Source organism: Bacillus sp. FSL W8-1143, assembly GCF_037965155.1.
Taxonomy (GTDB): Bacteria; Bacillota; Bacilli; order Bacillales; family Bacillaceae; genus Bacillus; species Bacillus pumilus.
Genome location: NZ_CP150182.1, coordinates 891,945 through 914,034, shown reverse-complemented (window position 1 = coordinate 914,034; position 22,090 = coordinate 891,945). Strand labels below are relative to the sequence as shown.

The window sequence follows — 22,090 nt, the reverse complement described above, 5'->3', positions numbered from 1 at the left end:
TAGGCTTCTACTAATTTAATGTTTGAATGGTAAAAAGATGGCGATAGTGGCTGTCTCTGTTCATTAATTCTTCGTGTGTTCCTTTTTCCACAATCTCACCTTGTTCCATGACGACAATGAGGTCAGCATGTGTAATTGTTGATAAGCGGTGCGCGACAATAAAGGTTGTGCGGTCCTTTGCTAGCTTTTGCATCGCTTCCTGAATGTAATGTTCACTTTCTAAATCTAGTGCAGACGTTGCTTCATCTAAAATCAACAGCGGTGGATTTTTTAGAAAGACCCTTGCAATGGAAATCCGTTGTTTTTGACCACCTGACAGCTTCACGCCCCGTTCTCCTACCTTCGTGTCATATCCTTCAGGAAGAGACATGATAAAATCATGGGCATTTGCCGCTTTTGCAGCCGAAACGATTTTTTCAAAAGAGGCTTCTGGGTCTCCAACCGCAATATTTTCTTTAATCGTGTCACTGAATAAGAATGTATCCTGCAGCACCATTCCGACTTGATTTCGAAGGCTTCTTGCTCTGTACTCTTTTATATCAATGCCGTCAATTTCAAGTGACCCGTTTGTCACATCATAAAACCTTGGAATTAAGCTGACGAGAGTCGACTTCCCTCCACCGCTCATTCCTACAAGCGCAACCGTTTGTCCTTTTTCTACTTTCAAGGAGATATTGCGGAGAATCTCTTCCTGCGTGTGTTCATAACGAAACGATACATTTTTAAATTCGACCTCTCCTTTTAAATGATCGGCTTCTTTCGCATTCGGCCGATCTGTTACCTCGTATGGCTCATCAATAAATTCAAAGATACGATCCATTGACGCTACTGACTGAGTTAAAGTCGTGGATGAGTTTATGAGGCGGCGAATCGGGTTGTACATCCGGTCAATATAACCGACAAAGGCAATCATGGTCCCGATCGAAAGTGATCCATTAATGACGGTGTAGCCAGCAAATGCAATGATCAATAGCGGTGCAATATCAGTAATGGTATTGACGACGGCAAATGTTTTAGCGTTCCAATTCGTGTGATTGATCGCTTTGTTTAAGAAATTTTTGTTTTCATCATGAAAATTCTCTTGTTCATATTCTTCAATGGCAAAGCTCCGAATGACTGGCATTCCTTGTACCCGCTCATGAAGATGCCCTTGCACTTCAGCCAGTGCCTGTGACCGCTCTTTTGTCAGCTTACGCAGCCTGCCGTAAAAAAACTTCACTGCAGACGCATATAATGGAAAAATAATGACAGACACGATGGTGAGCTTGATGTCCAGTGTACACATAATGGCGATCACGATGAGCACAGTCATCAAATCAAGCCAAATATTCATAAGACCTGTGATGACAAACTCTTTTGTCTGCTCCACATCGTTGATGACTCTAGAAATGATTTCTCCTGTTCTCGTGTTGGCATAATAACGAAGGCTGAGCTTTTGAATATGCGAAAACAGCTTTTCCCGAATATCAAATAATACTTTACTGCCTGTCCACTGCGCATAGTATTGTCTATAGTATTCAACAGGCGGTCTCATCACTAAAAATAAGACGAGCATGATTCCCATAATGATCAGTAGAGATGATGTCTTTTCTTCAGCCGACCCCGAGCCTTGAATGACATCATCAATGACATACTTTAAAAGCAGAGGCAATGTTAAAGGAATCGAGAACTTGATCATCCCGATGACCATTGTCAATGCAATCTGTTTCTTATACGGTGTTACAAAAGCCATGTAACGTTTAATGACCCCCATGTAAATCTCCTTCCCAATCTATCAGTGCCTCTTATCCGTACGCAGTCAAAAACCTGTTAGCCTAAAAGCTAAACAGGTTTTTGCTGCTCTTGCTTATTTTGTATAATGTAAAAAACGTTCATACCACATATCCACAAATTCAGGAGCAAACGGACCTTTCCGCTGGTGAATCCAATGCAATAATGTATTCAGATGCTCTCTTAAGATACTATCGATTTCCTTTGGATAATTCATCTGCCTCTTATGATCTGCATATTCATCCTCATCCAAAATATTATACGTCATGTCTGGAAAGACTTTGACATCTAAGTCGTAATCAATATACTTAATTGCTTCTTCATCTGTTGCAAAAGGAGAGCTGATGTTGCAGTAATAATATACCCCATCATCTCTAAGCATCCCAATCACATTAAACCATTGTTTTGCATGGAAATAGCAAATAGCCGGTTCTCTCGTCATCCAAGTACGGCCGTCGGATTCAGTCACCATTGTCCGGTCGTTTGCACCAATGATACACAATTCCGTTGCTTTCAGAATGGTGGTTTCATTCCAAATCCTGTGGATCAAGCCATTGTGTTTATAGCTTTGAATTTGGATGCTTTCTCCTTCCTTGGGATAGCCCATATTTTCTCCCCTACTTTCTATAACAAAAAAACATAACAGTCCAAAGACCTAATTTCCCAACTAAACATGTCTCTATCATATTATACCGTTACATCATTAAAAAATGAAATGAAAAAGCCATTCAACCCAATTGAACGGCACACTGTCTTACATCACGGTTGAACTCTTTTCCATCTGCTTATATGAATTGATGACCTCTTCTGTCTGTTTTGTAAACAAGGTTTGGATTTTTTGCAGTTCCTTACGTTTCTGTTTGATTTGATCATGAAGCCTAGTCCACTCTTCTTGTTTTTCATCTTGCAGCAATTGTTTTTCTGTTTCTAAGCATAGATCGAGTTCTCCCTGTACATTGAGCAGTTGATCCATGAGCTGCATTTGTTCTTTTACAAGCTGATCGAAATCAGACATCTAACTCCTCCCTTTTATTTTCATCCACTTTTTGTCTGTATACCATTTCTTGAAAGATTGCAGAAATCCTTTGACTGTTTATGTAGAGGCTTTACAGGTTTTGTCGGATGGTGGGGAGAGGCAAAAAGAAAAGCACTTCATTCGTAGATGAAGTGCTTCCCTCTGTTTCAGTGATTAGCTGTTTTGTTGTTTGTTTTGCTCAGCTTTTTGGTTGTATTTTTTTACTTGCTGTGCGTCAGTCTCGCTAGCAAATTCAGTACCATATTGACCTTGAGCAGTAGCTTGGTTTTGTTTTTTCACTTGTTGTGCGTTTGTTTTGTTTTGTTGTTTATCCATCATTATCACCTCCACGCACATTAATTTGTGCAGAAGGTGTACTTCCTATTCATGATTTTTTAAACAAGCAAAGAACGTCCGCCATCTACAATGATGGTTTGTCCTCTAATCATGTCTGCTTTGCCTGATACAAGGAATTCGACGCTGTCGACCATGTCTTTAATTTCCACCATTCGGCCAGCTGGTGTATTTTTCTTGGCGTCTTCTAAAAGCTCTTCTCGGTTCGGGAAGTGCTTAAGTGCATCTGTATCGATCGCGCCGCCAGATACGGCATTCACGACAATATTTTTTTGTGACAGCTCAACAGATAGATAACGCGTCAACGCTTCTAATGCTGCTTTTGATACGCCAACTACTGTGTAATTTTCAAGGTAGCGGATGGAGCCTAGTGAGCTAATGCTGACGATATGTCCGCCGCCGTTTTTCTCCATTAATTTCGCCGCTTCTTGTCCGCAAAATAGTAACGCTTTTGCATTGATATTCATCGTCCAGTCCCAATGATTTTCTTCAAGGTCCATGATTGGCCGCTGAACACCTGATGCCGCATTGTTTACAAATACATCTAAACGGCCAAAGGTTTCGTCAATTTGTTGAAACATGTCTTTGATTTTCTCTGGCTGACCTACATTGGCTTTGACAACCAATGTTTTCACACCCATCGCTTCAATTTCTTCCGCTGTTTCAAGTGCGGCTTTTTTGCTTCTCGCATAGTTAATGACAATGTCATATCCTTTTTCAGCTAGGCGAAGGGCTACTTCTTTCCCTACACCTCTACTACTGCCTGTAATTAATGCACATTTACGTTGACTCATTATGGTTCATCTCCTGATTTGAATAGTTTTCGTTCATTCGCTTCACACTAATAGGAAAGTTCCTATTAGGAGGTTACATTCATGTATGTCGGACGCGATTTAAGCCAGCTTGGCATGATGTCCAAGAATCAATGGAAAGATACTGAGCTTGCTTACTTTCATCATGCTTTCCAACAAATTTTACCTTATTTAAACGAAGAAGGGCAATCTAAGTATCGAGAAATCATTTCTGAAATTGAAAACCGCGGAGGGCTGCACCGAAATGAAGCCGATTATACCCACGGTACAACGGTTAAATACGACTAGGCTGTTCAAGTGCCATCATCCAAATTTTTTGATGTGAAACTGGCAAAGCATATGCCTTAAATTCTTCTGTTGTCACTTTTTTCAGCATCGTGTCATCAGATACAGAGGTCACACGTCCAAAGAAAACAGAAATATTCCAGATGAGGTGGGTAAATACATGCTGAATGGTGCCTTCTAAGTCACCAAGCTCTGCTTGTACACCTGCCTCCTCTTTTAAGAAATCCATTAGCTGCTCTTTTTCCGTTTTTCTTCCCTTTATGGTTTCCAAGTTAGGGAATTCCCATAAATTCGCAAGAAGGCCTGTACTTGGCCGCTTATGAATATAGAGGTGGCCTGCATCATCAAATAACACCACCGCTGCCATTGATTTCGCAGTCGGCTTTTTCTTTTTACTTTTCACCGGCAGCTCATGCTGAACGCCTTCCTCAAGTGCCGAGCAATGCATGTTTACAGGACAAATGAGGCATGCGGGAGAGGTTGGGGTACAAATAAGCGCACCTAGCTCCATTAGCCCTTGATTGAATTCTGACGGCTTTTCCCGGGAAATGAGCTGATCAACCGCAAATTCGAAAATGTTTCTCGTTTTTGGTTTTGCAATATCATCCCATATGGACAAGATACGGGAAATGACCCTCATCACGTTGCCGTCTACCGCAGGGTATGGCTTGTTATAGGCGATACTCAGCACTGCGCCGCTCGTATACGGGCCTACACCTTTGAGCTTTGAAAATTGCTCTTTCGTATCAGGGACAATGCCACCGTAGGATTCATATACTTCTTTCACAGCTGCCTGTAAATTACGCACTCTTGAGTAGTAGCCAAGACCTTCCCATGCTTTCATGACCTTTTCTTCATCAGCTAAAGCGAGATCTTTCACCGTCGGGAATTGCTCCATAAACCGGTTGAAGTACGGAATGACCGTATCTACTCTCGTTTGCTGAAGCATCACTTCTGATACCCAGACGCGGTATGGATCTTGATTTTCACGCCATGGCAATGTTCGTTGTTCTTTTTCATACCAATCAATTAAATCATGCTGAAAGCCCGCAATATCTTTGCGGTCCAGCTTTTCTTGAATGTCTTTCATATCTATACTCCTTCTCATTGGACCGAGGGCTAACGTTCTGAAAAGAACCTTATTTGTTGTATACTGTTTGTAGATACGTTAACATGTTACATTAAATCGGGATAAAGCAAAAGTGATTTTGCACATAGTCTTGATTGGAGACGTATACTTTGTATGATTGTTCCTAAGCATGACAACTAGGAGGTAATCAATTGGACACTGGTACTCATGTAGTAATGGGCATTTCTCTTGGGGGACTTGCACTTTTAGATCCAGCCGTCAGCGCAGATCCACACATGGCACACGCCGTGATGATCGCGACCATCGCCGGCTCCCAAGCACCAGACATTGATACTGTGCTAAAACTAAAAAATAATGCAGTTTATATAAGAAATCACCGGGGATTTACACATTCCATTCCGGCTGTACTGTTCTGGTCATTGCTGATTCCGGCTGTGATTTTCCCATTTGTGCCGGGGGCGAATTTACTTCATCTTTGGTTATGGACACTATTAGCTGTTGTGCTTCATGTGTTTGTCGATATATTCAATGCATACGGCACGCAGGCCATTCGTCCATTTTCAAAGAAGTGGGTAGCGCTTGGGATTATTAACACGTTTGATCCGTTTATCTTTTTTACACACCTTGTCGCCATTGTCGTTTGGGCGATTGGCGGGCATCCCGGCTATACGTTCATTACGCTGTACGCCGTGATTTTCTGCTATTATATCGTCAGGGTCATCATGCAGCTTCAGATCAAACATCAGCTGCGTGCACAATTCGATGAAATTGAAGACATTATTATTTCGCCTACAATGAAGTTCAGACAATGGCGCATTGCCGTGAAATGTAAATCCTCTTTCCATGTTGGGCGCAGTATGAATGGAGAGGTCGTCATTTTAGACACCTTTAACCGGGTGCCGGTCCCTGACACAGAAATTATGAAAATTGCCAAACAAGATGAAAACATTTCAGCCTTTCTCTCCTTCTCCCCTGTCTACCGGTGGGAAGTGGATAAATACAAGGATCATTATGAAGTGCGGTTCATTGATTTGCGCTACCGCAGCAAAGGTCACTATCCTTTTGTCGCGATCTGCCATATCGACATGGACCACCAAATCAAAAATTCCTATACCGGCTGGATTTTCAGTGAAGAAAAACTGCAAAAAAAATTAAGACTCGGCTCTGTGTGAGCGAGTCTTTTTTGTTGTGTAGGGCTTGGATTATTCATTTGTGTAGATTTTGAACTGATAGGTACTTGAATTTGTATAAAACGCAGAAACTGTGATCTATGCACTCATGTAGAGTGCGACAACACTAAACGACTTTAGAGGTGTGGCCGCTTTATTTCAATCCACGCACTCATATAGAGTGCGACGCTCCACCTTGACCTGTATGTTCCAAATCATTCAATTTCAATCCACGCACTCATGTAGAGTGCGACTTTTACTCGTATGAGCGGTTGCAATACCCGCTTTATTTCAATCCACGCACTCATGTAGAGTGCGACACTAACCTGCGGTCCTTTAAAACCACCAGTACTTATTTCAATCCACGCACTCATGTAGAGTGCGACTGCGATTTCCGCCCCAATTATAACATTTTTTAGGGAATGATAGCCAAAACCCTCAATTTTCTATATAGAATTTTGTTTTCACCTCTAAATAATATACATTTTTTCTCATTTTTGTCGAATGAAAAGGTGCGAATGTCCCGGGGATTTTATGTTCACCTCACATTCGCACCGAATCTTTCTTAATCCTATTTAATTAAAAACTATTAATGATGATAATCATACTTATTTCGCTGTTTCATCAACAGCTTTGAATTCATTAAAAAAAGGCTGAAACAGAGTTATGTTTTTCACACCTATATCAAGCGCAATGTCAATATATCTTTCAAGCTACCTACTGACAAGAATTTTATTCCTCACACTCATATAGAGTGCGACCTCATTTGACGCTCTACTTTTTTCCCCTGTGGTATTTCAATCCACGCACTCACATAGAGTGCGACTGCGATTTCTGCCCTAATTGTAACATTTTTTAGGAAATGATAGGTAAAATCCTCAACTTTCAATAAAGAATTTTGTTTTCTCCTTCATAAAATATACATTTTTACCCAATTTTGTCGAATAAAAAGGTGCGAATGCCACGGGGATTTTATGTTCACCTGACATTCGCACCATCAGTTCCTCTTACATCTTCGTCATATATTCCACAATAAACTCCCAAAATCCAGGTCCCTCTTGGTAAATCAGCCGGTCTACTTTTTCGATGAGTTTGATATAGAGTTCTTGTTCGAGGTCTTCTCTTTCTTGATATGCCGTGTTTTGTAGTTTCTTTTTGATCATGGGTGTGAAGGTTTCAATGAGTTCTTCCATTTCCCCATTGGTCATTTTTTCTTCGTTCACGGACATCTCCCCCTGTTTCTTCTTTTAGTTTGTTGAGCGCTTTTTTGTGAATGTTTGAGATGTTTTGTCTCGTTTCGCCTAGCCGATCGGCTATTTCTTTCATTGTTTGACCTTCAACATAAATATGGGTTAAGACCATTTTTTGTTTGTCTGTGAGCTGCTGGTAGGCCTTGTACAATGTTTGGTCTTGCAGGTGCTCTCCTAAGTCTTGCTGGTTGCAGAGCACGGCTTCATACGTATCTGTTTGAACAGGGTCTTTCACTTCTTGTGTATCAGGATGATTGAGTATGAGCGGAAAACGCTGCTGTTTCTTTTTTACTCGTTTGTCAAAGTCGACTGAAAAGATGCGGATCATTGTGGAAATATACTTGATGATGCGGATTTTTTGATAAAACTGCTTGAATTCGAAATCTAGTTTTTTCGCATTTTCTTCGTTTGGCTCTTCCATGACTTGCCTAAGCAGCTGCTGGTTTTTAGGATTGCTTAAAAATTGCTGAATGAGCGGGTGATCAACGATTTCATTCCATTTTGCTTTCAATAACAGCCGATAATCCATGTGCATCCTCCCCTTTGTTCTCTCTACTTGCATTAAGTGGACAAAATTTAAAAAAAGTAAACTTTGTGAAACGGGTCTAATGGTTCATTTTCTCCCCCTTTGATTTCCTATTTCTTCTTTCATACCACTTATAAAGAAGACGAGCATCCGCTGGGAGGTGAGACAAATGGAGACCTTTTTTTCGGAGGAATGGCTGAAGCAGCTCGGTCAGGCTGGCTTTCCTGCCATTTTGACGGTTTATTTGCTGACACGTTTTGAACGAAAGTTTGATGAATTAAGCAAGCTCATCCAACGATTGGTCGCTGTTCAAAAAAATGATGAATCAGATTGACATCTGCTTGATTTGTTTCACCTTATGAAAACGAGGGCGAAATGAAAGGCCTTTTGTCACCTCACACAATACGATGTTGAAAGGGGATTTTATCATGAGTGAAAAGCAAAATGGTGTACCACAGCCGATTCGAGGAGAAAAAGGAGCAACGGTCAAAATTCCACGTAATCTCGAGCGAGACAGACAAAACCCAGATATGCTCACGCCACCAGAAACCGATCATGGAACGGTTCCCAACATGAAATATTCTTTTTCTGATACGCACAACCGTTTAGAAAAAGGCGGCTATGCCCGCGAGGTAACGGTGCGTGAACTGCCAATTTCTAAAAGTCTTGCCTCTGTGAACATGCGGCTAAAGCCTGGTGCGATTCGCGAGCTGCACTGGCATAAGGAAGCGGAATGGGCGTACATGATTTATGGGGAAGCCCGGATTACATCGGTTGATGCAGAGGGACGCAATTTTACAGAGGATGTGACCGAGGGGGATTTGTGGTACTTCCCTTCCGGCTTGCCGCATTCTATTCAAGCACTTGAACCGGGAGCTGAATTCTTGCTTGTGTTTGATGATGGTTCCTTCTCTGAAAATAGTACGTTCCAAGTGACTGATTGGCTTGCCCATACGCCAGAGGAAGTTGTGCTCCAAAACTTTGGAATGACAAAGGAGCAATTTGAGAAACTGCCAGAGAAAGAGAAGTATATTTTCCAAAAAGGAATTCCTGGTTCCCTTGAGTGTGACAAGGTGAAAACAGAGCAAGGAGAAGTCCCGAATTCCTTTAAATATGAGCTGTTAAAACAAGAGCCGATTACGTCAAGCGGGGGACAAGTGTGGATTGCGGATTCTACCAATTTCAAAGCCTCTAAAACGATTGCGTCTGCTCTTGTGAAAGTTGATCCAGGTGCCATCCGTGAGCTGCACTGGCATCCAAATACGGATGAATGGCAATATTTCATTTCTGGAAAGGCACGAATGACGGTCTTTGCCTCTGATGGACATGCGAGAACCTTCAACTATCAGGCCGGAGACGTTGGATATGTGCCATTTGCGATGGGGCATTATGTAGAAAATACAGGCGACGAACCGCTTTATTTCTTAGAAATCTTTAAGAGTGATCATTATGCAGATATCTCACTCAATCAGTGGCTTGCGGTCACACCGAAACAGCTTGTTCTTGATCATTTAGATCAAGGCGAAGACTTCTTGAAATTGCTTGACACTGAAAAACACCCTGTCATCGCTGCACCTAAAAAAGAGGATTAATTCAACCTTCCTGCAAAAAGGCTGTCCTTTTTGCAGGTATCTTCATGTAAAGGAGTGTTGTTTACCCATGCAGCAATCTGTTCACGCTTTATGGCAAGGGCTGAAATGGCTGATGGCGCTATCAGCTATCTGTTACATATTTTTGTTGTTTTGTGTGCTGTTCTTTCATTTGACGGGTGCTTTTTATCAATCGATTTTATCGCTGCTACTGTTTATGGGCATCTATGTTGTACTCGGGATCTCTTTTGAACATCTGGAACACGTGCTCATGCGGTTTGTTCGAAAATGCCGGTCCAAAAAACGATCCATCGTTTTCTATGCCATCTTACTTCACCTTTTGTTTATTTGGGGTGCTGTCTATTTATCAGACGAATTGGTTGACGGCATTTTGCTGACTACTTCTGAAGAAATTCTCTTTGCGCTTAGTCTTTGGCTATTTCATTTTTTGTTTGATTATGCGACGTTTCCATTTGAGAAAGAAGCATCGTGAGGCTATCGTCTTTCTGTTGAGAGCGCTTGTTTAACCTGCTCCATATGATGGAGATCATGCTTAATTAAGCCTGGAAAATAACTTGATAACGTCAGCTCGGTTTGACCGATCAGAAAGGGTGTAGTCCAGCGAGATGCTTCGATTTTCTTCATTTCTTGAAGCAATTCTGTTCTGACAGCAATAAATCGCCCAATCGTATCGCTTCTCTTTTCGTGTCTTGCCCTTTCGGCTGACTGCCGGTTCATTTCATGCACATCAGGTGCCTTACATAACGCCCGATCTTTCCAAAATTCCTTTAGGCGATCATGTAAAATAAATTCATCCCACGGAACAAAATGTGCGATGATCTCAGCAATACTCCACTTCCCATCAGCAATGGCGCGGCGCCATTCTTTGTCTGTTAATTCCGTTAGCGATTGTACCCATTCAAGGGTGTGTTCATAGTGTTTTATCACGGTGTCTTTGCTCATGTTTTGTTATCCCCTTCATGTTTTTAAAAGAAGTTGATTAGAAATTGGTTAGTTTCATTCTTGCGAAATCATTTATAACATATTATCATATACTTTAATTACCAAATGAAAAGGGGGAATTGTGATACGCTGTCCTATATGAAAAAGCTTATTTTTTTGCACTAAAATAAACCGACCGGTCTGTTTATAAAAGAGGAGGGGAAATAATGAAATCTCAACATGTGATCATTATCGGCAGTGGTGTAGCAGGATTGGCTACTTCTTTATTTTTAAAAAAGGCTGGGATGGAAAGTACGATTTATGAAAGCAGGTCAGATGAAGAATTAGAAACAGGAGCAGGTTTTTTACTGTCTCCAAATGGGGTAAAGATTTTGGATGAAATCGGGTGTAAAAATGAAGTGATAGCAAATGCAACAGTGATAAAGAAGATCCAGCAAATAAACAGTGAAAATGAAGTAGAAGCGATCTTTCACAATTATAGTGAAAAATATTATGATGCCCCTTTACTGAACGTCATGAGAGACCAAATCATCAAATCACTTTTAAAAGAAGTTCACCGTCAAGGAATAGAAGTGAAATACAACAAAAAGTTAACCTCGATCAAACAGCAGCCTCATTCCGTTCAGGTTCTTTTTGAAGATGAAACTGTGATAACAGGTGGTATTGTAATAGGAGCAGATGGAACTTTTTCGAAAACAAGAGAGGCTATTGCGTTTAATGCTAAATTAGATTATAGCGGCTTTTGGGGACTGCAAGGAGTATCGTTTGTGAAGGATTTTGTATTGGATGAGGCAACAAGTTATTTTTACAATGACGGAACCTTTCAATTCATTTTTGGAAAAGCGCATCCAACAAATAAAATGAATATTTTATGGCAAGCTTTCTCTCAGTGTCCTGAGAAGTTACCTACAAAACATTTTGAGAAAGCCAATAAAGAAACCATTCGACAGTTATTATATAAACAAATGGAACATTGGAACATTCCTAAACACCTATCTGACATCATCGATCATACAGACATGTTCTTTCCAAGAAGTATCTATGAAATAAAGGAGCTTCCTGTGTGGTCAAAAGGACGAGTTGTTCTTATAGGTGATGCTGTACATACAGCAAATCCTTTTGTTGGTCAAGGAGCATCGTATAGTCTAGAAGATGCCATGGTCATAGCAAAGATGCTAAGGGATCATGATGATCGAGATGCGTTCTATTATTATGAAAAGGATCGAAGAAAGAGGACAGAAGAATTGAATGAGCTATTTCAGCACATGAGTATTCAAAACGATATTGATAAAAAAATGAACGAATACACGATTGAATGGGATGAAGAAACTTACGTATGAGATGAAAGATAAAAAAACACCACTTATGATGAAAAGTGGTGTTTCTTGTGTTTTCTCCGTGCATAGAGGATCGCACCAATCAAACTGACGAGTGAAATCAATGCGAGAATTCTGATATAAGGCGGATAGTAGGTTAGCACAATCTCGTTTTTGCCTTTTTCTATTGGAAAACCGATAAAGGCGTAATTGGCTTGTTCAATATCAGTCTGCTGACCATTTACTGTGAGCTCCCAGCCTTTTTCATATGGTACTGGCAGAACCATATAATCATCGCCGCGTTTGTTATCATATGAGATCGTAAAGCGGTTGTTTTCGAGCTTTACCTGCTGGCTGCCATCATCCTGTTTTTCTTTTTCATATGCTTTCTCTAGGACGCGGTAAGGTTCTTGATACAGCTTCAGTTGATTGAGCTCATATGTCCCTTTTGGTACTCGAATGGAGAGGATCTTTTCCGCAGGGACCCGAATCGTCACATCATTGACACCTGTTTTGTAGATGGATGTATTGCTTTTTCGTGATGTGACATAGTCGTCAACGGATAACTGAAATCCTTCGTTACGGTCGGTCCGCTTCACATAAAAGCTCACATACACATCCCCAGCGCGAGCGATGTCATCTGGAAGTGTGATATTCAGACCGCCCATTTCTCCGTATACATCAAGCACGCCATGTTCGTATACAGCTTGTTCCGTATGAATATTCGTATCTTTGAGTCGATCTGCTGCGTGCTCGATTTCAGCGTTTCCTTTTTTGTCTAAAATGACGCCTTGCAGCATCGCATGCTCTTTATCAAGTGCTGAGGCATCCTTTAAGGATTGTTCTGAATAAACGGTGCTCGTTGTTCTTGCAAATGGCAGTGACCGAGTATTTTCATATACCTCATAATGCTCACTTTTCAAGATTGGCTTAAAATAAGCTGGTGGTGAGTAAGGCATCATGCTGTTTCTCATATAATACTTTCCGTAGGTCAAGCTGTATAAATTCGCCCTGTCCCCCATTGTTGCATACCGGCTGACACTTTCCCGTCCCATATCGATTTGCAGGTCATTCCAATAGAAATTGAGCAAATGCTGATTCAATATACTTGAATACACACTCATGCCTTGAAAGCCTTCAAATAATGGGGTATTGTTGCGCACGCCATTCATCCAATCAATCCGAGCGAGCGGATCTTTTGAGCGGCTTTGAATTTGCTGGATCAGCTTCATTTGTTCATGGCCAGCATATGCCTCACTATTCAGATACGTATCTGATACGCTCTTAATATTGCTTCTTTCAGATAAGTATCCCTGCTGATACACGCCTGCTGTCAGTAGGCTAATGGCAATAAGTACTGCTGAAAAGAGACGAAGGTGCTGACGTTTTTCGGCATGCATCCATAGGAAGAACAAGCTGATCACAACCAGTCCTATGCCTGTAAACACAACGACATCCATGTTTCCCTTTGCTCGTTCTGAAAGAGCGACTGCGAGAAGGAATACAATCCAAGCGCCTAAGACCGCACGCTTTTTCCACTTCCACTCGATTTGTGAGAAATGCTTGATCGTGATGGCAACGACCCCTCCAACTGTAAAGGCAAGAATGTACTCAAATCTGTACTGCGGTGCTGAAAAACCATTAAACACGCTCGCCATCTTTGGACTGTAGTGAAAAACAATGAGCAGCATACTGATGGATGTGAACATGAAAAACCATCTGTTCCGGTAAAGCGGTACGAGAAACAGACAAATCAGAAAAATCACGGGTAATAAATACACCCTGCTCGTAAACAGCAGATGATCATGCAGTTCGAACCAAGGAATGGCCTGTTCATACGGCGGTCTTATATTGTTAAGAAAGCCATAAACAGACGGGATAAAAAAGGCGGCACTGATCCCAAAGGATAACAGTGTAGAGATCGCAAGCGTCCAAAACACCTTCCACCCGCGCTCCTCACTTCGCAGCTTGATCATATATCTGAAGACAAGATATATCGCTAAAAAGATAAAGTGAATGTAAGCAAAGTAAAAGTTGTTGATCAGCATCAAACTGCAACTCGCAATAAACCAAGCGGGCTTACCCGTTTTGAATATCCGCTCAACCCCAAGTACAAGCAGCGGAAGCCACATCATGCTGTCGGTGAAAAATTCCCAAAACGTTTGATGCCGGAAATATACAATAGATAATCCATAAATTGCGGCACCTGTCAGTGCACCCAGTCTATTTTGAACCATTGAAAGAAGCACACGGTAAGCGATGAAAAGAATAAGCGTCAGCTTGATTACACTCAGCCAAATCACGGCATTTGCCCAGAAATGAATGTCCGTTGACTGTATGAGATGGAGCGCATTCATCAGCCAAACGACAGCGACTGTCACCATAAAGACCGTCGACGTTGTGAAATAATACCCTAATTGCGTGTATGTACCGCCGCCTAGACCGAATTGGTAGGAATAAAAGAAATTCCCTTTGACATATTCGTCATACAGCAGCTTTTTAAATGGGAGCATTTGCGAAATGCCATCCCCATCTCCTGTCATGTACCGGCCTTGCGTATATTCATATAAGAAAAAGGAGTGGCCTAATAATGCGAGAATGAGGCACATTCCAATGATTATCCATCTACGTTTCATCATCTAAATCCTTTCCACAAAAGATCCATTGTTCTTTGAAACAAAACAACCCAGCAAGCGATTCGTGCTTGCCGGTTATTTGACTCCACGTTATTTAAATAACTGTGTTAACACTCGGTCTTGTTCCTTTGAGCTTGTCTCTTGTTGCATGACATTTGATTCTTGGATCAAATAATGTGGCCTCTTTTTCGTTTCATAATAAATGCGGCCAATATATTCTCCAATCACACCTAGACTCAAAAGCTGGACACCTCCGAGGAAAAGCACAGCCGATATTAAAGTGAAATAACCAGGTACCATCACGCCCGTTCTGACGATTTGAATAAAGGTGGCAACGATGTAAATCAAAGAAAGGAATAAGATCAGTATGCCAGTATAAAAACAAATACGCAGCGGGCGGTTGTTAAAGGAAATGACGCCATCTATGCCATAGTTAAACAACTTCTTTAGTGACCATTTTGTATCACCATGCTGTCTTTCTACATTTTCATAATAGATGACCTTTTCTTCAAACCCAATCCAGCAAAAAAGCCCTTTTGAAAAACGATTTCCTTCTTTCAACTGAAGCAATGCATCAATTGCTTGGCGCGAAATTAAACGGAAATCTCCGACGCCATCACGCAAGTCCACTTCGACTACCTTGTTCATCACTTTATAGTACATGGATGATAAGTAAGAGCGAAGCTTGCTGTCTCCTTTACGGTTCCGTTTGGCAATGACTTGATGGTAGCCTTCTTCATATCCTCTAACGAAGTCCTGAATCAAATACGTTGGGTGCTGCAAGTCGGCGTCCATGATGATCGCAGCTACTCCCTTCGCATATTCAAGTCCTGCCAGAATAGCGGCTTCCTTCCCAAAGTTACGTGAGAAGGAAATGTATTTGACCTTTGCACTTTTGCGAGAGAGCTCTCTCATGTATTGAAGTGTGTTGTCTTTGCTTCCATCATTCACAAAAATGATTTCAAAGTCATAATGAAAATCGCGAAACTCTTCCTCGAGTGCCTCAAAGATTCGTCTGATGTTTTCACCTTCATTGTAAGAAGGAATTATAACAGAGAGCAATTCTCGTTCCATATCGCACCTTCTCTTCACTTTTTTCACATAGTCTGATATGTTCATTATTCCTTTTTTGTCAGGAAACGAAACCCTTTTTTATTATCCATAAATTACATGTCTCTTTAATCGTTCCATTATATCAAAGTTTTATTTCCAGTGATTTTCAGTAAGATGAATTTAATGTAATTTTAAGTTTAACCATTGTAAAAAGCCTGTAATTTCGATCACAGACTGGGTATTGTATCATAAAATTGTTTACTCATTTATATATTTTCCTATTTCTTGAAAAAGATGAGGGGCACTTCTTTTAATGAAGCAGCCCTTTGTTCTGCTCTTGTAGATGCTCGTTTGCCTTCGATTGTTTATTTTGGAATAAATGCAACTGCGCACCGTAGCTCTCAATCCACTCTTGGACAATCCGTTCAGTTGTTTCCTGTCCTTTATACTTGTGACCAGCCTTTGCATAGGTCGTTTCAAAATCACTCCATAGCAGCTCTACCCATGTACGTGCTTCATCATATGTCAGCATATTGTTTTTTTCCATCAGTTGTTCTGTTAATCGCTCAAAGTATTGTTCCATGTTGATTCCTCCTTCATCTAGCAGAAAGTGCCTTTTTAAAAAAACCTCTTTTTTCATATACTACCCTTACGTCTTCAAAAGACGCAAATGATTTGTATTGTTTGGAGGGAATCGAGATGCGTAATAAAGCAAAGGGCTTTCCAAATCAAGTGAATCACAAATTTGAAGGCGAGCCAGGCGCCACAGATGCTTATGCGTCTAAAAGGCCGAATGGTGAGACGAATACACGTCCACAGGAACGAATGAGGGCATCAGGGAAACGCTAATTTTTCCAAAGGGAGTGCTTGAGATATGAGTTCAAATGGGAAATCGTATATGGAAGACTTTGTTCAATTAAGGACAACCGCTTACCCTCAACCATGGGCGAATGCAAAGCATTCTGCCTCTCAGGTCAACGGAGAAACGCAGCAAACGCAGCACGACATCGTACTTCAGAACAACGTCCGTAAACAACGTTCGAAGTAAAGAAAAGGACTGATCTCTCGGATCAGTCCTTTTTCGTAAGCATTGAAATTGGCAGTGCATCTTCCTTATTTGGGGCTGATACTCTGTATCCCCACGCAAATACACCATTTAAATATTCCACGTAAAACTCTTCGTCTGTATCTTTGATTTGATAAGTCATTTTGGTTTGAATCAAGGCTGGATCTACTAAGTAGGCTTTCGCCATATCGATTTTCCGTTCTAAGACGGCATATTCATTCACAATGCCAAGCTGCTCAGCCTTACGTGCTTTTTCAGAAAGAGAGGCTATCTCCTGCTTCAATTCGTATTCCGTCATCTCACTATAACGTTTGTCCATCTGTCATTCCCCTTTGTCTAAAACGTGATCAATTGTGTCGAGATCAAAGCCTTTTCTGAATAAAAATTGCTTCACTTTCATCTTCTTTTCAAATGATCCGTCATATCCTACCTTGCGTTTTGCCTTCTCCAGCATATAGAGGAGGGCTTCTTCTTCCTTTTCCTCTTCTTGTCCATCATAGGTTTCTTGAAGGGCTTTATCAATGATCCCAAACGAAAATCCTTTTCGTTGCAGCTGCAGCTTGATGCGCTGCTCGATCTCTTTTGCGGAACGATTTTTTTCTTTTCTCACAAGCTTCTGAACCTGCTTCACAGCTTCCTCCAGCTGTAAGTCATCAGGATATTGCGATAGTGCTTGTTCAATGTTGTCATCATCTATCCCTTTGAGCTTTAGCTCTTTTTTCAGGACGGACGGCCCTTTGCTGTTCGTTTTACGGTGGGTGCTGACATAGGCTTCCGCAAATTCAAGATCATTTACATACTTGTATTGCTTTAATTTGTGTATAATTTCACTAATAGCAGGTGCCGGGATTTCTTTTTTCGTCAAATAATCGGTTACTTCTTTCACCGATCTCATTCGGTAGGATAAATAATCGACGGCCTGCTGAAATCCTTTTTTCACAGCATCACCGAATTGAATGTCGATGATATCGGCTTCGTCCAGCTCTTTTCCCTTTTTCAAATCGTGCTGGACGAGCACATCTAGATCCACGCTAAAGGCGTATTTTTCATCAAGAAAGATGTTTACCCGCTCTGTATTGTTTTTCTGAGCAGAGATTTTTGTAATATAGGGCATCCTGTGATCACTCCTTTTTTAAAACAGTCAGGATGTTTCTTCTGATTCAAAATCGTGAAAGATATAGGTATGTATATGAGAGGAGAGATGTCAATTGAATATCGCCATCACCGGAGGAACCGGTTTTATCGGCCAGCATGTCACAAAAGTGCTCGCTGCTGAGGGACATCATCTATATATTTTAACAAGAAATCCAAAGGAATCCGAACAAAATCATTTACACTATGTGCAGTGGCTGACAGAAGGTGCTGCGCCTGAGCATGAATTGCCTGCGATTGATGTCTGGATTAACCTTGCTGGAAAATCCATTTTCACCCGCTGGACAGACAAGGCAAAAGAAGGCATCCTCTCTAGCCGTATTCAATCCACACAAGAAGTAAGGCGCATTATAGAAGCGCAGGAATCGAAACCATCTGTGCTCATTCAAGCAAGTGCTGTCGGAATTTATGGCACGTCTCAAACAGGAGATTTTACAGAGGAATCACCTCCTGCGGATACTGATTTCTTAAGTCATACATCAAAGCGTTGGGAAGCTGAGGGGCAAAAGATTGAAGCACTCGGCATTCGTACGGTCTACACACGCTTTGGCGTCGTGTTAGGAGAAAAAGGGACACTGCCACTGATGGCACTGCCATATAAGCTGTTTGCCGGCGGGACCATGGGCTCTGGCACACAATGGGTTTCATGGGTACATGTCGAGGATGTGGCACACCTCATTCATTATGCCATTCAAAACGACGACATTTCAGGACCACTTAATGTCACGTCTCCGAATCTTGTTCAAATGAAGCAGCTCGGACAAACCATCGCCTCTGTCCTTCACCGTCCTCATTGGCTGAAGGTCCCATCTTTTGCGATGAAAACGGTACTTGGCGAAATGTCATTACTTGTTTTAGAAGGTCAGCGTGCTCTGCCAAAAAAAGCACTGCTCTCTTCTTATGACTTTTTGCACCCTGAACTAAAAGAAGCGATTTTGCATTCTAAGGAATAAATGTTGTCAAAAACACCCATCCTATTAGAAATGAGATGAGGGGGCGATTTTGATGAAGAAAAAAGAACACCAGCCAACTTCAAAGCTGAAGAAAACCCAGGAAGTCCTGTATCAGCAGGAATTCAAAAAAGCGGAAAGAGCAGCAGAAAAAAGAAACAAATAAGATGGATATTCCACTCCAACAAGCACATAACTAAAGTGATCTTGTAAAGGAGGGAAAGGCTTTGAAAAAAGACCAACACCAAAAAGCCAATCACGAACTTGCAGCACAAGAGTCGGATGGCGAATATGTTGAATTTTCCAAAGAACTTGCAGATCCGAATGACGTAAAAGCAATGGCACGTATGAAAGCAGCCGATCAGCGCGCCAAAAAACAATAAGTAAAAAAAGCAGACCCTTTTGCGGTCTGCTTTTCTTCTTTTATTGAATTTCAGTAAGAAGACTTGATGCTTTCTGACGTGATTTTTCCTCAGGCACCTCTTCTGGATAACCAATATGAAGGATGGCAGCAAACCGCTCGTTTTCCTTTAGGCCCATGTCCTGTTGAAAGCCTTTGTCGTATAAGATGCGGCCGCTCTTCCAGACCATACCGATTCCTTGATCCCAAGCAAGCAGCTGGAAGTTTTGAATGAGAGCACTCACAGCGGCAAAATCATCATTTCTCACCACTGGGTTCTCGTCTTCCTTTAACACTACAAGTAAAAGGGCTGGAACTTTTGAAAAGTAATCTCTATATTGATTGATCTTTTCTTCCTTTGCATCTGGATTGTTGCGCTTGAAAAACGCAATGAAGCGATCAATAAATGTCGCTTTCGCTTCCTCCGTCACCGCATATAGAAAGCGCCAAGGCTCCGTAATTTTATGATTCGGTGCATAGACCGCATCCTCTAATAACGGCTGAAGCTGCTCAATGGTCACCGGCGTTTCTTTAAATTTTCGAATGGATCGTCTATATCTGACAGCGTCTCGTACCGTTAACGCTTCTGTTTGTTGTTTGATTTCTGGCATATGTGTCATCCTTTCAATCAATCTTAATTGAAATTGATTCTCATTCACATTATAAACATCATTGCGAGCAGTTGCAAATGATGTTTCCCATCCCTTCTGCTAAAAAGTTGTTTGAGTTTTTCAAGTAATGTTACAATCATATTACGTTTTAAACAAATTTTGATAAAAAACCCAAGATGATGAAATAGGTTTAGTTATTCCCATTTTGTCTAATGCGGTTATTTTGTCAAAAGGCTTTCAAACCATGATTGGAAGGGAGGCTTCTGGATGGAATGAAAATCAATATCGGGCAAATCATTAAGCTCTACCGGTATAAACAAAATATGACCCAATCTGAATTGGCAGAAGGAATTTGTTCTGTCTCTCATTTAAGTAAAATCGAAAATGGCTCAAAGGAGGCCAATCAAGATACGATCAATTTACTGCTTGAACGACTTGGCATCAGTCAAGAAACGCTGTCACAAAAGGCGCGTCACCTGCTGTCACTCTTAGATGAGTTTCAAATGAATATGTATTTCTATGCACTCGATCAAGCTGAACAAAATGCAGAAATGATCATTCAGCACGAAGAACAGTTCTTTTCGCTAGATTTAGGCATTCAGTATCATTTGTCCCTATTTCAATTTTATTTATTATCGGACAAGCAGCCACTTGCCTTAAAAACACACCGCGTGCTTAAAAAGTTTGAAAAAACCTTTATTGAAACGGAAAAAGAAATATTTGAATATCTAGATGGCATTCATCTCATTACAAATGGTCAGTTTGAAGAAGGGATAAAGAAACTTGAGAGCTGCTTTTCTTACGCGTCTGTTGAACAAAGTGACCTGTATTATCACTATGCAAAAGCACTTGGAAACATGGGACTTCTTGGCGATGCGCTTGAAGCAACCCATCAAGCCATGGATTTATATAGACAAAAGAACAATTTCAAGCGGATCATTCACTGCACACTCATTCATGGCGTGATCTCACTGGAACTAAAAGCCTTTCAAACGGCGAAGAAATATTTAAAAGAAGTGATTTTGCACACGTCCCTTTATCCTGATGCCTATATTAAAATGACCGCTTATTTTTATTACGGGGTGCTCTTAAAACGGGAAGGCGATTTTTCTTCAGCTGTGCCTTATTTACTAGATTCACTCAATTACTTTAATCAAGAACAGATAGAAGACCGTTATTGTGAAACTCTGTATGAAATCGCGACCTTATATGCTGAATACGACCGCAAAAAGGCCCTTCCCTACATACATGAGCTGTTAAAACAGCCTCGTATTCAGCCAAACTGTTTATATATGATCAAAATCTATAAATTGATGATTGAGGAAAACCCTCTTGATTTGAAAACCTATTTGATCGAAGCAGCTCTTCCTTACTTTAAACAAAATGAGCTGCACAGTGAGTACTTGTTTGCTCTTAGAACCTTGCTTTCCTATGCGGGTTCTGAGCTTGACGAACGTACCTATATGTCCTACACGAGAACGCTGCTTCATCACCTTGCATCATATGTCCCCTATTACAAAAAAGCATGACCTTCTGCCGATCGAAGGTCATGCTTTTCCTATTCATTAAATGGTCTTCTGTTGATCTGTATCAGGACGGGTGACTTGTTTGACTGAATGAACATACCGTTTTCTCGCAAAGTAATCGTACGCATGCTGACCAAAGCCTAACCAAATGCTGAGCACGATGAATGGGATCGTTCCCCATAATGCAGGGATATTGCAAGCAATTTTCAGCCATGTATAGATCCCTGAGTTTTTTTGGTTTTTGGCTAAGGAAATTGACACGATTCGCTTTTCTGCCTTTTCTTCACTTATTTTGTTCAGTTTGAGCAATTGCGAGTGTCTAAAGGATTCAAAATGAATACGGTTCTTCCAATCGAGAGCTTTCAACAAGTCCATCGCTTTTGCACATGAAGGACTTTGCCCGTCATAAAACACAAGCAGCCTAAGTGATTTGATGGAACGCTGTTCTCTTTTTTTCGATTCAGCGAGCTTCTTTCTTTCTTGATCGAGATAAATGATTTTTTTCATAGATTGATCGCCAGCCCTTTTCCGTCATTTGTTTTTTAGTTCGTTCAAAG

The 22,090-nt window shown here is 41.1% G+C and carries 27 protein-coding genes, 1 pseudogene and 1 CRISPR repeat array; of the genes and pseudogenes, 12 read left to right on the top strand and 16 right to left on the bottom strand.

The features are described 5' to 3' along the window. Positions 1-10 precede the first annotated feature (10 nt). The 5 genes and pseudogenes from NSQ36_RS04365 to fabL all read right to left on the bottom strand — a co-directional run bounded on the left by NSQ36_RS04365 (position 11) and on the right by fabL (position 3,933). Complete coding sequence (locus NSQ36_RS04365; RefSeq protein WP_339206884.1) at positions 11-1,753, bottom strand: ABC transporter ATP-binding protein; 1,743 nt, start codon at positions 1,751-1,753, stop codon at positions 11-13. A 93-nt stretch (positions 1,754-1,846) separates the two neighbouring features. Further along, positions 1,847-2,377, bottom strand: a complete 531-nt coding sequence (locus NSQ36_RS04360; protein ID WP_003217818.1) for a DUF402 domain-containing protein — start codon at positions 2,375-2,377, stop codon at positions 1,847-1,849. Between the two features lie 147 nt (positions 2,378-2,524). Beyond that, positions 2,525-2,785 carry a YgaB family protein gene (locus NSQ36_RS04355; protein ID WP_050944727.1) on the bottom strand — a complete coding sequence of 87 codons (261 nt, stop codon included), beginning with the start codon at positions 2,783-2,785 and terminating at the stop codon, positions 2,525-2,527. Between the two features lie 174 nt (positions 2,786-2,959). Then, a pseudogene (locus tag NSQ36_RS04350) lies at positions 2,960-3,106 on the bottom strand (gamma-type small acid-soluble spore protein); the annotation flags it as partial. Positions 3,107-3,180: 74 nt separating this feature from the next. Next, positions 3,181-3,933: an enoyl-[acyl-carrier-protein] reductase FabL gene (fabL, locus tag NSQ36_RS04345; RefSeq protein ID WP_024425211.1), complete on the bottom strand. Its 753-nt coding sequence runs from the start codon at positions 3,931-3,933 to the stop codon at positions 3,181-3,183. A gap of 81 nt (positions 3,934-4,014) precedes the next feature. On the opposite strand from fabL, the gene NSQ36_RS04340 reads away from it, so the two are divergent. After that, on the top strand, positions 4,015-4,239 hold the full coding sequence (locus NSQ36_RS04340; RefSeq protein WP_310427947.1) for a hypothetical protein: 225 nt from the start codon (positions 4,015-4,017) through the stop codon (positions 4,237-4,239). Here NSQ36_RS04340 and mutY read toward each other — a convergent pair. Beyond that, the gene (mutY, locus tag NSQ36_RS04335; RefSeq protein ID WP_310427945.1) at positions 4,226-5,326 is read right to left on the bottom strand and encodes an A/G-specific adenine glycosylase; all 1,101 of its coding nucleotides are present in this window, start codon (positions 5,324-5,326) and stop codon (positions 4,226-4,228) included. The two genes, NSQ36_RS04340 and mutY, sit on opposite strands and share 14 nt — an antisense overlap. Before the next feature lie 191 nt (positions 5,327-5,517). On the opposite strand from mutY, the gene NSQ36_RS04330 reads away from it, so the two are divergent. Further along, the gene (locus tag NSQ36_RS04330; protein WP_044139674.1) at positions 5,518-6,498 is read left to right on the top strand and encodes a metal-dependent hydrolase; all 981 of its coding nucleotides are present in this window, start codon (positions 5,518-5,520) and stop codon (positions 6,496-6,498) included. 88 nt (positions 6,499-6,586) lie between these two features. Next, positions 6,587-6,881: direct repeats of the CRISPR family, unit length 32 nt; unit sequence ATTTCAATCCACGCACTCATGTAGAGTGCGAC. Between the two features lie 621 nt (positions 6,882-7,502). Here NSQ36_RS04330 and rsoA read toward each other — a convergent pair. Together rsoA and NSQ36_RS04320 are read right to left on the bottom strand one after the other, a co-directional pair. Further along, on the bottom strand, positions 7,503-7,724 hold the full coding sequence (gene rsoA / locus NSQ36_RS04325) for a sigma-O factor regulator RsoA (RefSeq protein ID WP_041815290.1): 222 nt from the start codon (positions 7,722-7,724) through the stop codon (positions 7,503-7,505). Next, a complete protein-coding gene (locus NSQ36_RS04320) occupies positions 7,672-8,274 on the bottom strand; it encodes a sigma-70 family RNA polymerase sigma factor (protein WP_339206879.1) in 603 nt (200 codons plus the stop codon). The genes rsoA and NSQ36_RS04320 overlap by 53 nt, the downstream gene beginning before the upstream one ends. 166 nt (positions 8,275-8,440) lie before the next feature. Here NSQ36_RS04320 and NSQ36_RS04315 point away from each other — a divergent pair, with 166 nt between their 5' ends. From NSQ36_RS04315 to NSQ36_RS04305, 3 genes are all read left to right on the top strand, one after another. Continuing rightward, positions 8,441-8,605, top strand: coding sequence for a YvrJ family protein (locus NSQ36_RS04315; protein WP_003217819.1), 165 nt, complete (start codon positions 8,441-8,443; stop codon positions 8,603-8,605). Positions 8,606-8,699: 94 nt separating this feature from the next. After that, positions 8,700-9,863: an oxalate decarboxylase family bicupin gene (locus tag NSQ36_RS04310; RefSeq protein ID WP_034664992.1), complete on the top strand. Its 1,164-nt coding sequence runs from the start codon at positions 8,700-8,702 to the stop codon at positions 9,861-9,863. A 67-nt stretch (positions 9,864-9,930) separates the two neighbouring features. Next, entirely contained in the window at positions 9,931-10,353 is a 423-nt protein-coding gene (locus tag NSQ36_RS04305; protein ID WP_339206878.1) for a regulatory YrvL family protein, read from the top strand. A gap of 2 nt (positions 10,354-10,355) precedes the next feature. Here the strand turns inward: NSQ36_RS04305 and NSQ36_RS04300 are convergent, their stop codons facing one another. Then, a complete protein-coding gene (locus NSQ36_RS04300) occupies positions 10,356-10,823 on the bottom strand; it encodes a DinB family protein (protein ID WP_339206876.1) in 468 nt (155 codons plus the stop codon). A 206-nt stretch (positions 10,824-11,029) separates the two neighbouring features. Between NSQ36_RS04300 and NSQ36_RS04295 the strand changes: the two genes are divergently transcribed. Beyond that, the gene (locus NSQ36_RS04295) at positions 11,030-12,163 is read left to right on the top strand and encodes an NAD(P)/FAD-dependent oxidoreductase (protein WP_339206874.1); all 1,134 of its coding nucleotides are present in this window, start codon (positions 11,030-11,032) and stop codon (positions 12,161-12,163) included. Between the two features lie 23 nt (positions 12,164-12,186). On the opposite strand, the gene NSQ36_RS04290 is transcribed toward NSQ36_RS04295, so the two are convergent. The 3 genes from NSQ36_RS04290 to NSQ36_RS04280 all read right to left on the bottom strand — a co-directional run bounded on the left by NSQ36_RS04290 (position 12,187) and on the right by NSQ36_RS04280 (position 16,411). Further along, the gene (locus NSQ36_RS04290) at positions 12,187-14,778 is read right to left on the bottom strand and encodes a YfhO family protein (RefSeq protein WP_251191500.1); all 2,592 of its coding nucleotides are present in this window, start codon (positions 14,776-14,778) and stop codon (positions 12,187-12,189) included. Positions 14,779-14,865: 87 nt separating this feature from the next. Further along, positions 14,866-15,849, bottom strand: a complete 984-nt coding sequence (locus tag NSQ36_RS04285) for a glycosyltransferase family 2 protein (RefSeq protein WP_003217835.1) — start codon at positions 15,847-15,849, stop codon at positions 14,866-14,868. 289 nt (positions 15,850-16,138) lie between these two features. Beyond that, positions 16,139-16,411 carry a YfhJ family protein gene (locus tag NSQ36_RS04280; protein WP_003217809.1) on the bottom strand — a complete coding sequence of 91 codons (273 nt, stop codon included), beginning with the start codon at positions 16,409-16,411 and terminating at the stop codon, positions 16,139-16,141. A 116-nt stretch (positions 16,412-16,527) separates the two neighbouring features. Between NSQ36_RS04280 and NSQ36_RS04275 the strand changes: the two genes are divergently transcribed. Together NSQ36_RS04275 and NSQ36_RS04270 are read left to right on the top strand one after the other, a co-directional pair. Beyond that, positions 16,528-16,677, top strand: a complete 150-nt coding sequence (locus tag NSQ36_RS04275) for a small, acid-soluble spore protein K (protein WP_003217849.1) — start codon at positions 16,528-16,530, stop codon at positions 16,675-16,677. A 25-nt stretch (positions 16,678-16,702) separates the two neighbouring features. Next, positions 16,703-16,876 carry a YpzG family protein gene (locus NSQ36_RS04270; protein ID WP_003217811.1) on the top strand — a complete coding sequence of 58 codons (174 nt, stop codon included), beginning with the start codon at positions 16,703-16,705 and terminating at the stop codon, positions 16,874-16,876. A gap of 22 nt (positions 16,877-16,898) precedes the next feature. On the opposite strand, the gene NSQ36_RS04265 is transcribed toward NSQ36_RS04270, so the two are convergent. After that, the gene (locus NSQ36_RS04265; RefSeq protein ID WP_050944744.1) at positions 16,899-17,213 is read right to left on the bottom strand and encodes a YfhH family protein; all 315 of its coding nucleotides are present in this window, start codon (positions 17,211-17,213) and stop codon (positions 16,899-16,901) included. 3 nt (positions 17,214-17,216) lie between these two features. Then, positions 17,217-18,008: a recombination regulator RecX gene (gene recX, locus NSQ36_RS04260; protein WP_322000558.1), complete on the bottom strand. Its 792-nt coding sequence runs from the start codon at positions 18,006-18,008 to the stop codon at positions 17,217-17,219. Positions 18,009-18,102: 94 nt separating this feature from the next. Here recX and NSQ36_RS04255 point away from each other — a divergent pair, with 94 nt between their 5' ends. From NSQ36_RS04255 to NSQ36_RS04245, 3 genes are all read left to right on the top strand, one after another. Further along, positions 18,103-18,999 (top strand): TIGR01777 family oxidoreductase, encoded by an 897-nt coding sequence (locus NSQ36_RS04255; protein ID WP_339206871.1) that lies wholly within the window; start codon positions 18,103-18,105, stop codon positions 18,997-18,999. Positions 19,000-19,051: 52 nt separating this feature from the next. Beyond that, positions 19,052-19,162, top strand: coding sequence for a YfhE family protein (locus tag NSQ36_RS04250; RefSeq protein WP_017358836.1), 111 nt, complete (start codon positions 19,052-19,054; stop codon positions 19,160-19,162). Positions 19,163-19,223: 61 nt separating this feature from the next. Beyond that, the gene (locus tag NSQ36_RS04245) at positions 19,224-19,379 is read left to right on the top strand and encodes a YfhD family protein (protein WP_003217852.1); all 156 of its coding nucleotides are present in this window, start codon (positions 19,224-19,226) and stop codon (positions 19,377-19,379) included. A gap of 40 nt (positions 19,380-19,419) precedes the next feature. Here the strand turns inward: NSQ36_RS04245 and NSQ36_RS04240 are convergent, their stop codons facing one another. Then, complete coding sequence (locus NSQ36_RS04240; RefSeq protein WP_003217860.1) at positions 19,420-20,007, bottom strand: nitroreductase; 588 nt, start codon at positions 20,005-20,007, stop codon at positions 19,420-19,422. Between the two features lie 272 nt (positions 20,008-20,279). Here NSQ36_RS04240 and NSQ36_RS04235 point away from each other — a divergent pair, with 272 nt between their 5' ends. Then, on the top strand, positions 20,280-21,536 hold the full coding sequence (locus tag NSQ36_RS04235; protein WP_253622812.1) for a transcriptional regulator: 1,257 nt from the start codon (positions 20,280-20,282) through the stop codon (positions 21,534-21,536). Positions 21,537-21,572: 36 nt separating this feature from the next. Here the strand turns inward: NSQ36_RS04235 and NSQ36_RS04230 are convergent, their stop codons facing one another. Further along, on the bottom strand, positions 21,573-22,040 hold the full coding sequence (locus NSQ36_RS04230; protein WP_050944749.1) for a DUF393 domain-containing protein: 468 nt from the start codon (positions 22,038-22,040) through the stop codon (positions 21,573-21,575). Between the last annotated feature and the right edge of the window lie 50 nt (positions 22,041-22,090).

What these genes read in the sequence shown, in the direction of transcription:
- NSQ36_RS04365 (WP_339206884.1), bottom strand. Translation starts at nt 1,753, where the DNA reads ATGGGGGTCATTAAACGTTACATGGCTTTTGTAACACCGTATAAGAAA.
- NSQ36_RS04360 (WP_003217818.1), bottom strand. Translation starts at nt 2,377, where the DNA reads ATGGGCTATCCCAAGGAAGGAGAAAGCATCCAAATTCAAAGCTATAAA.
- NSQ36_RS04355 (WP_050944727.1), bottom strand. Translation starts at nt 2,785, where the DNA reads ATGTCTGATTTCGATCAGCTTGTAAAAGAACAAATGCAGCTCATGGAT.
- fabL (WP_024425211.1), bottom strand. Translation starts at nt 3,933, where the DNA reads ATGAGTCAACGTAAATGTGCATTAATTACAGGCAGTAGTAGAGGTGTA.
- NSQ36_RS04340 (WP_310427947.1), top strand. Translation starts at nt 4,015, where the DNA reads ATGTATGTCGGACGCGATTTAAGCCAGCTTGGCATGATGTCCAAGAAT.
- mutY (WP_310427945.1), bottom strand. Translation starts at nt 5,326, where the DNA reads ATGAAAGACATTCAAGAAAAGCTGGACCGCAAAGATATTGCGGGCTTT.
- rsoA (WP_041815290.1), bottom strand. Translation starts at nt 7,724, where the DNA reads ATGTCCGTGAACGAAGAAAAAATGACCAATGGGGAAATGGAAGAACTC.
- NSQ36_RS04320 (WP_339206879.1), bottom strand. Translation starts at nt 8,274, where the DNA reads ATGGATTATCGGCTGTTATTGAAAGCAAAATGGAATGAAATCGTTGAT.
- NSQ36_RS04315 (WP_003217819.1), top strand. Translation starts at nt 8,441, where the DNA reads ATGGAGACCTTTTTTTCGGAGGAATGGCTGAAGCAGCTCGGTCAGGCT.
- NSQ36_RS04310 (WP_034664992.1), top strand. Translation starts at nt 8,700, where the DNA reads ATGAGTGAAAAGCAAAATGGTGTACCACAGCCGATTCGAGGAGAAAAA.
- NSQ36_RS04305 (WP_339206878.1), top strand. Translation starts at nt 9,931, where the DNA reads ATGCAGCAATCTGTTCACGCTTTATGGCAAGGGCTGAAATGGCTGATG.
- NSQ36_RS04300 (WP_339206876.1), bottom strand. Translation starts at nt 10,823, where the DNA reads ATGAGCAAAGACACCGTGATAAAACACTATGAACACACCCTTGAATGG.
- NSQ36_RS04295 (WP_339206874.1), top strand. Translation starts at nt 11,030, where the DNA reads ATGAAATCTCAACATGTGATCATTATCGGCAGTGGTGTAGCAGGATTG.
- NSQ36_RS04290 (WP_251191500.1), bottom strand. Translation starts at nt 14,778, where the DNA reads ATGATGAAACGTAGATGGATAATCATTGGAATGTGCCTCATTCTCGCA.
- NSQ36_RS04285 (WP_003217835.1), bottom strand. Translation starts at nt 15,849, where the DNA reads ATGGAACGAGAATTGCTCTCTGTTATAATTCCTTCTTACAATGAAGGT.
- NSQ36_RS04280 (WP_003217809.1), bottom strand. Translation starts at nt 16,411, where the DNA reads ATGGAACAATACTTTGAGCGATTAACAGAACAACTGATGGAAAAAAAC.
- NSQ36_RS04275 (WP_003217849.1), top strand. Translation starts at nt 16,528, where the DNA reads ATGCGTAATAAAGCAAAGGGCTTTCCAAATCAAGTGAATCACAAATTT.
- NSQ36_RS04270 (WP_003217811.1), top strand. Translation starts at nt 16,703, where the DNA reads ATGAGTTCAAATGGGAAATCGTATATGGAAGACTTTGTTCAATTAAGG.
- NSQ36_RS04265 (WP_050944744.1), bottom strand. Translation starts at nt 17,213, where the DNA reads ATGGACAAACGTTATAGTGAGATGACGGAATACGAATTGAAGCAGGAG.
- recX (WP_322000558.1), bottom strand. Translation starts at nt 18,008, where the DNA reads ATGCCCTATATTACAAAAATCTCTGCTCAGAAAAACAATACAGAGCGG.
- NSQ36_RS04250 (WP_017358836.1), top strand. Translation starts at nt 19,052, where the DNA reads ATGAAGAAAAAAGAACACCAGCCAACTTCAAAGCTGAAGAAAACCCAG.
- NSQ36_RS04240 (WP_003217860.1), bottom strand. Translation starts at nt 20,007, where the DNA reads ATGCCAGAAATCAAACAACAAACAGAAGCGTTAACGGTACGAGACGCT.
- NSQ36_RS04235 (WP_253622812.1), top strand. Translation starts at nt 20,280, where the DNA reads ATGAAAATCAATATCGGGCAAATCATTAAGCTCTACCGGTATAAACAA.
- NSQ36_RS04230 (WP_050944749.1), bottom strand. Translation starts at nt 22,040, where the DNA reads ATGAAAAAAATCATTTATCTCGATCAAGAAAGAAAGAAGCTCGCTGAA.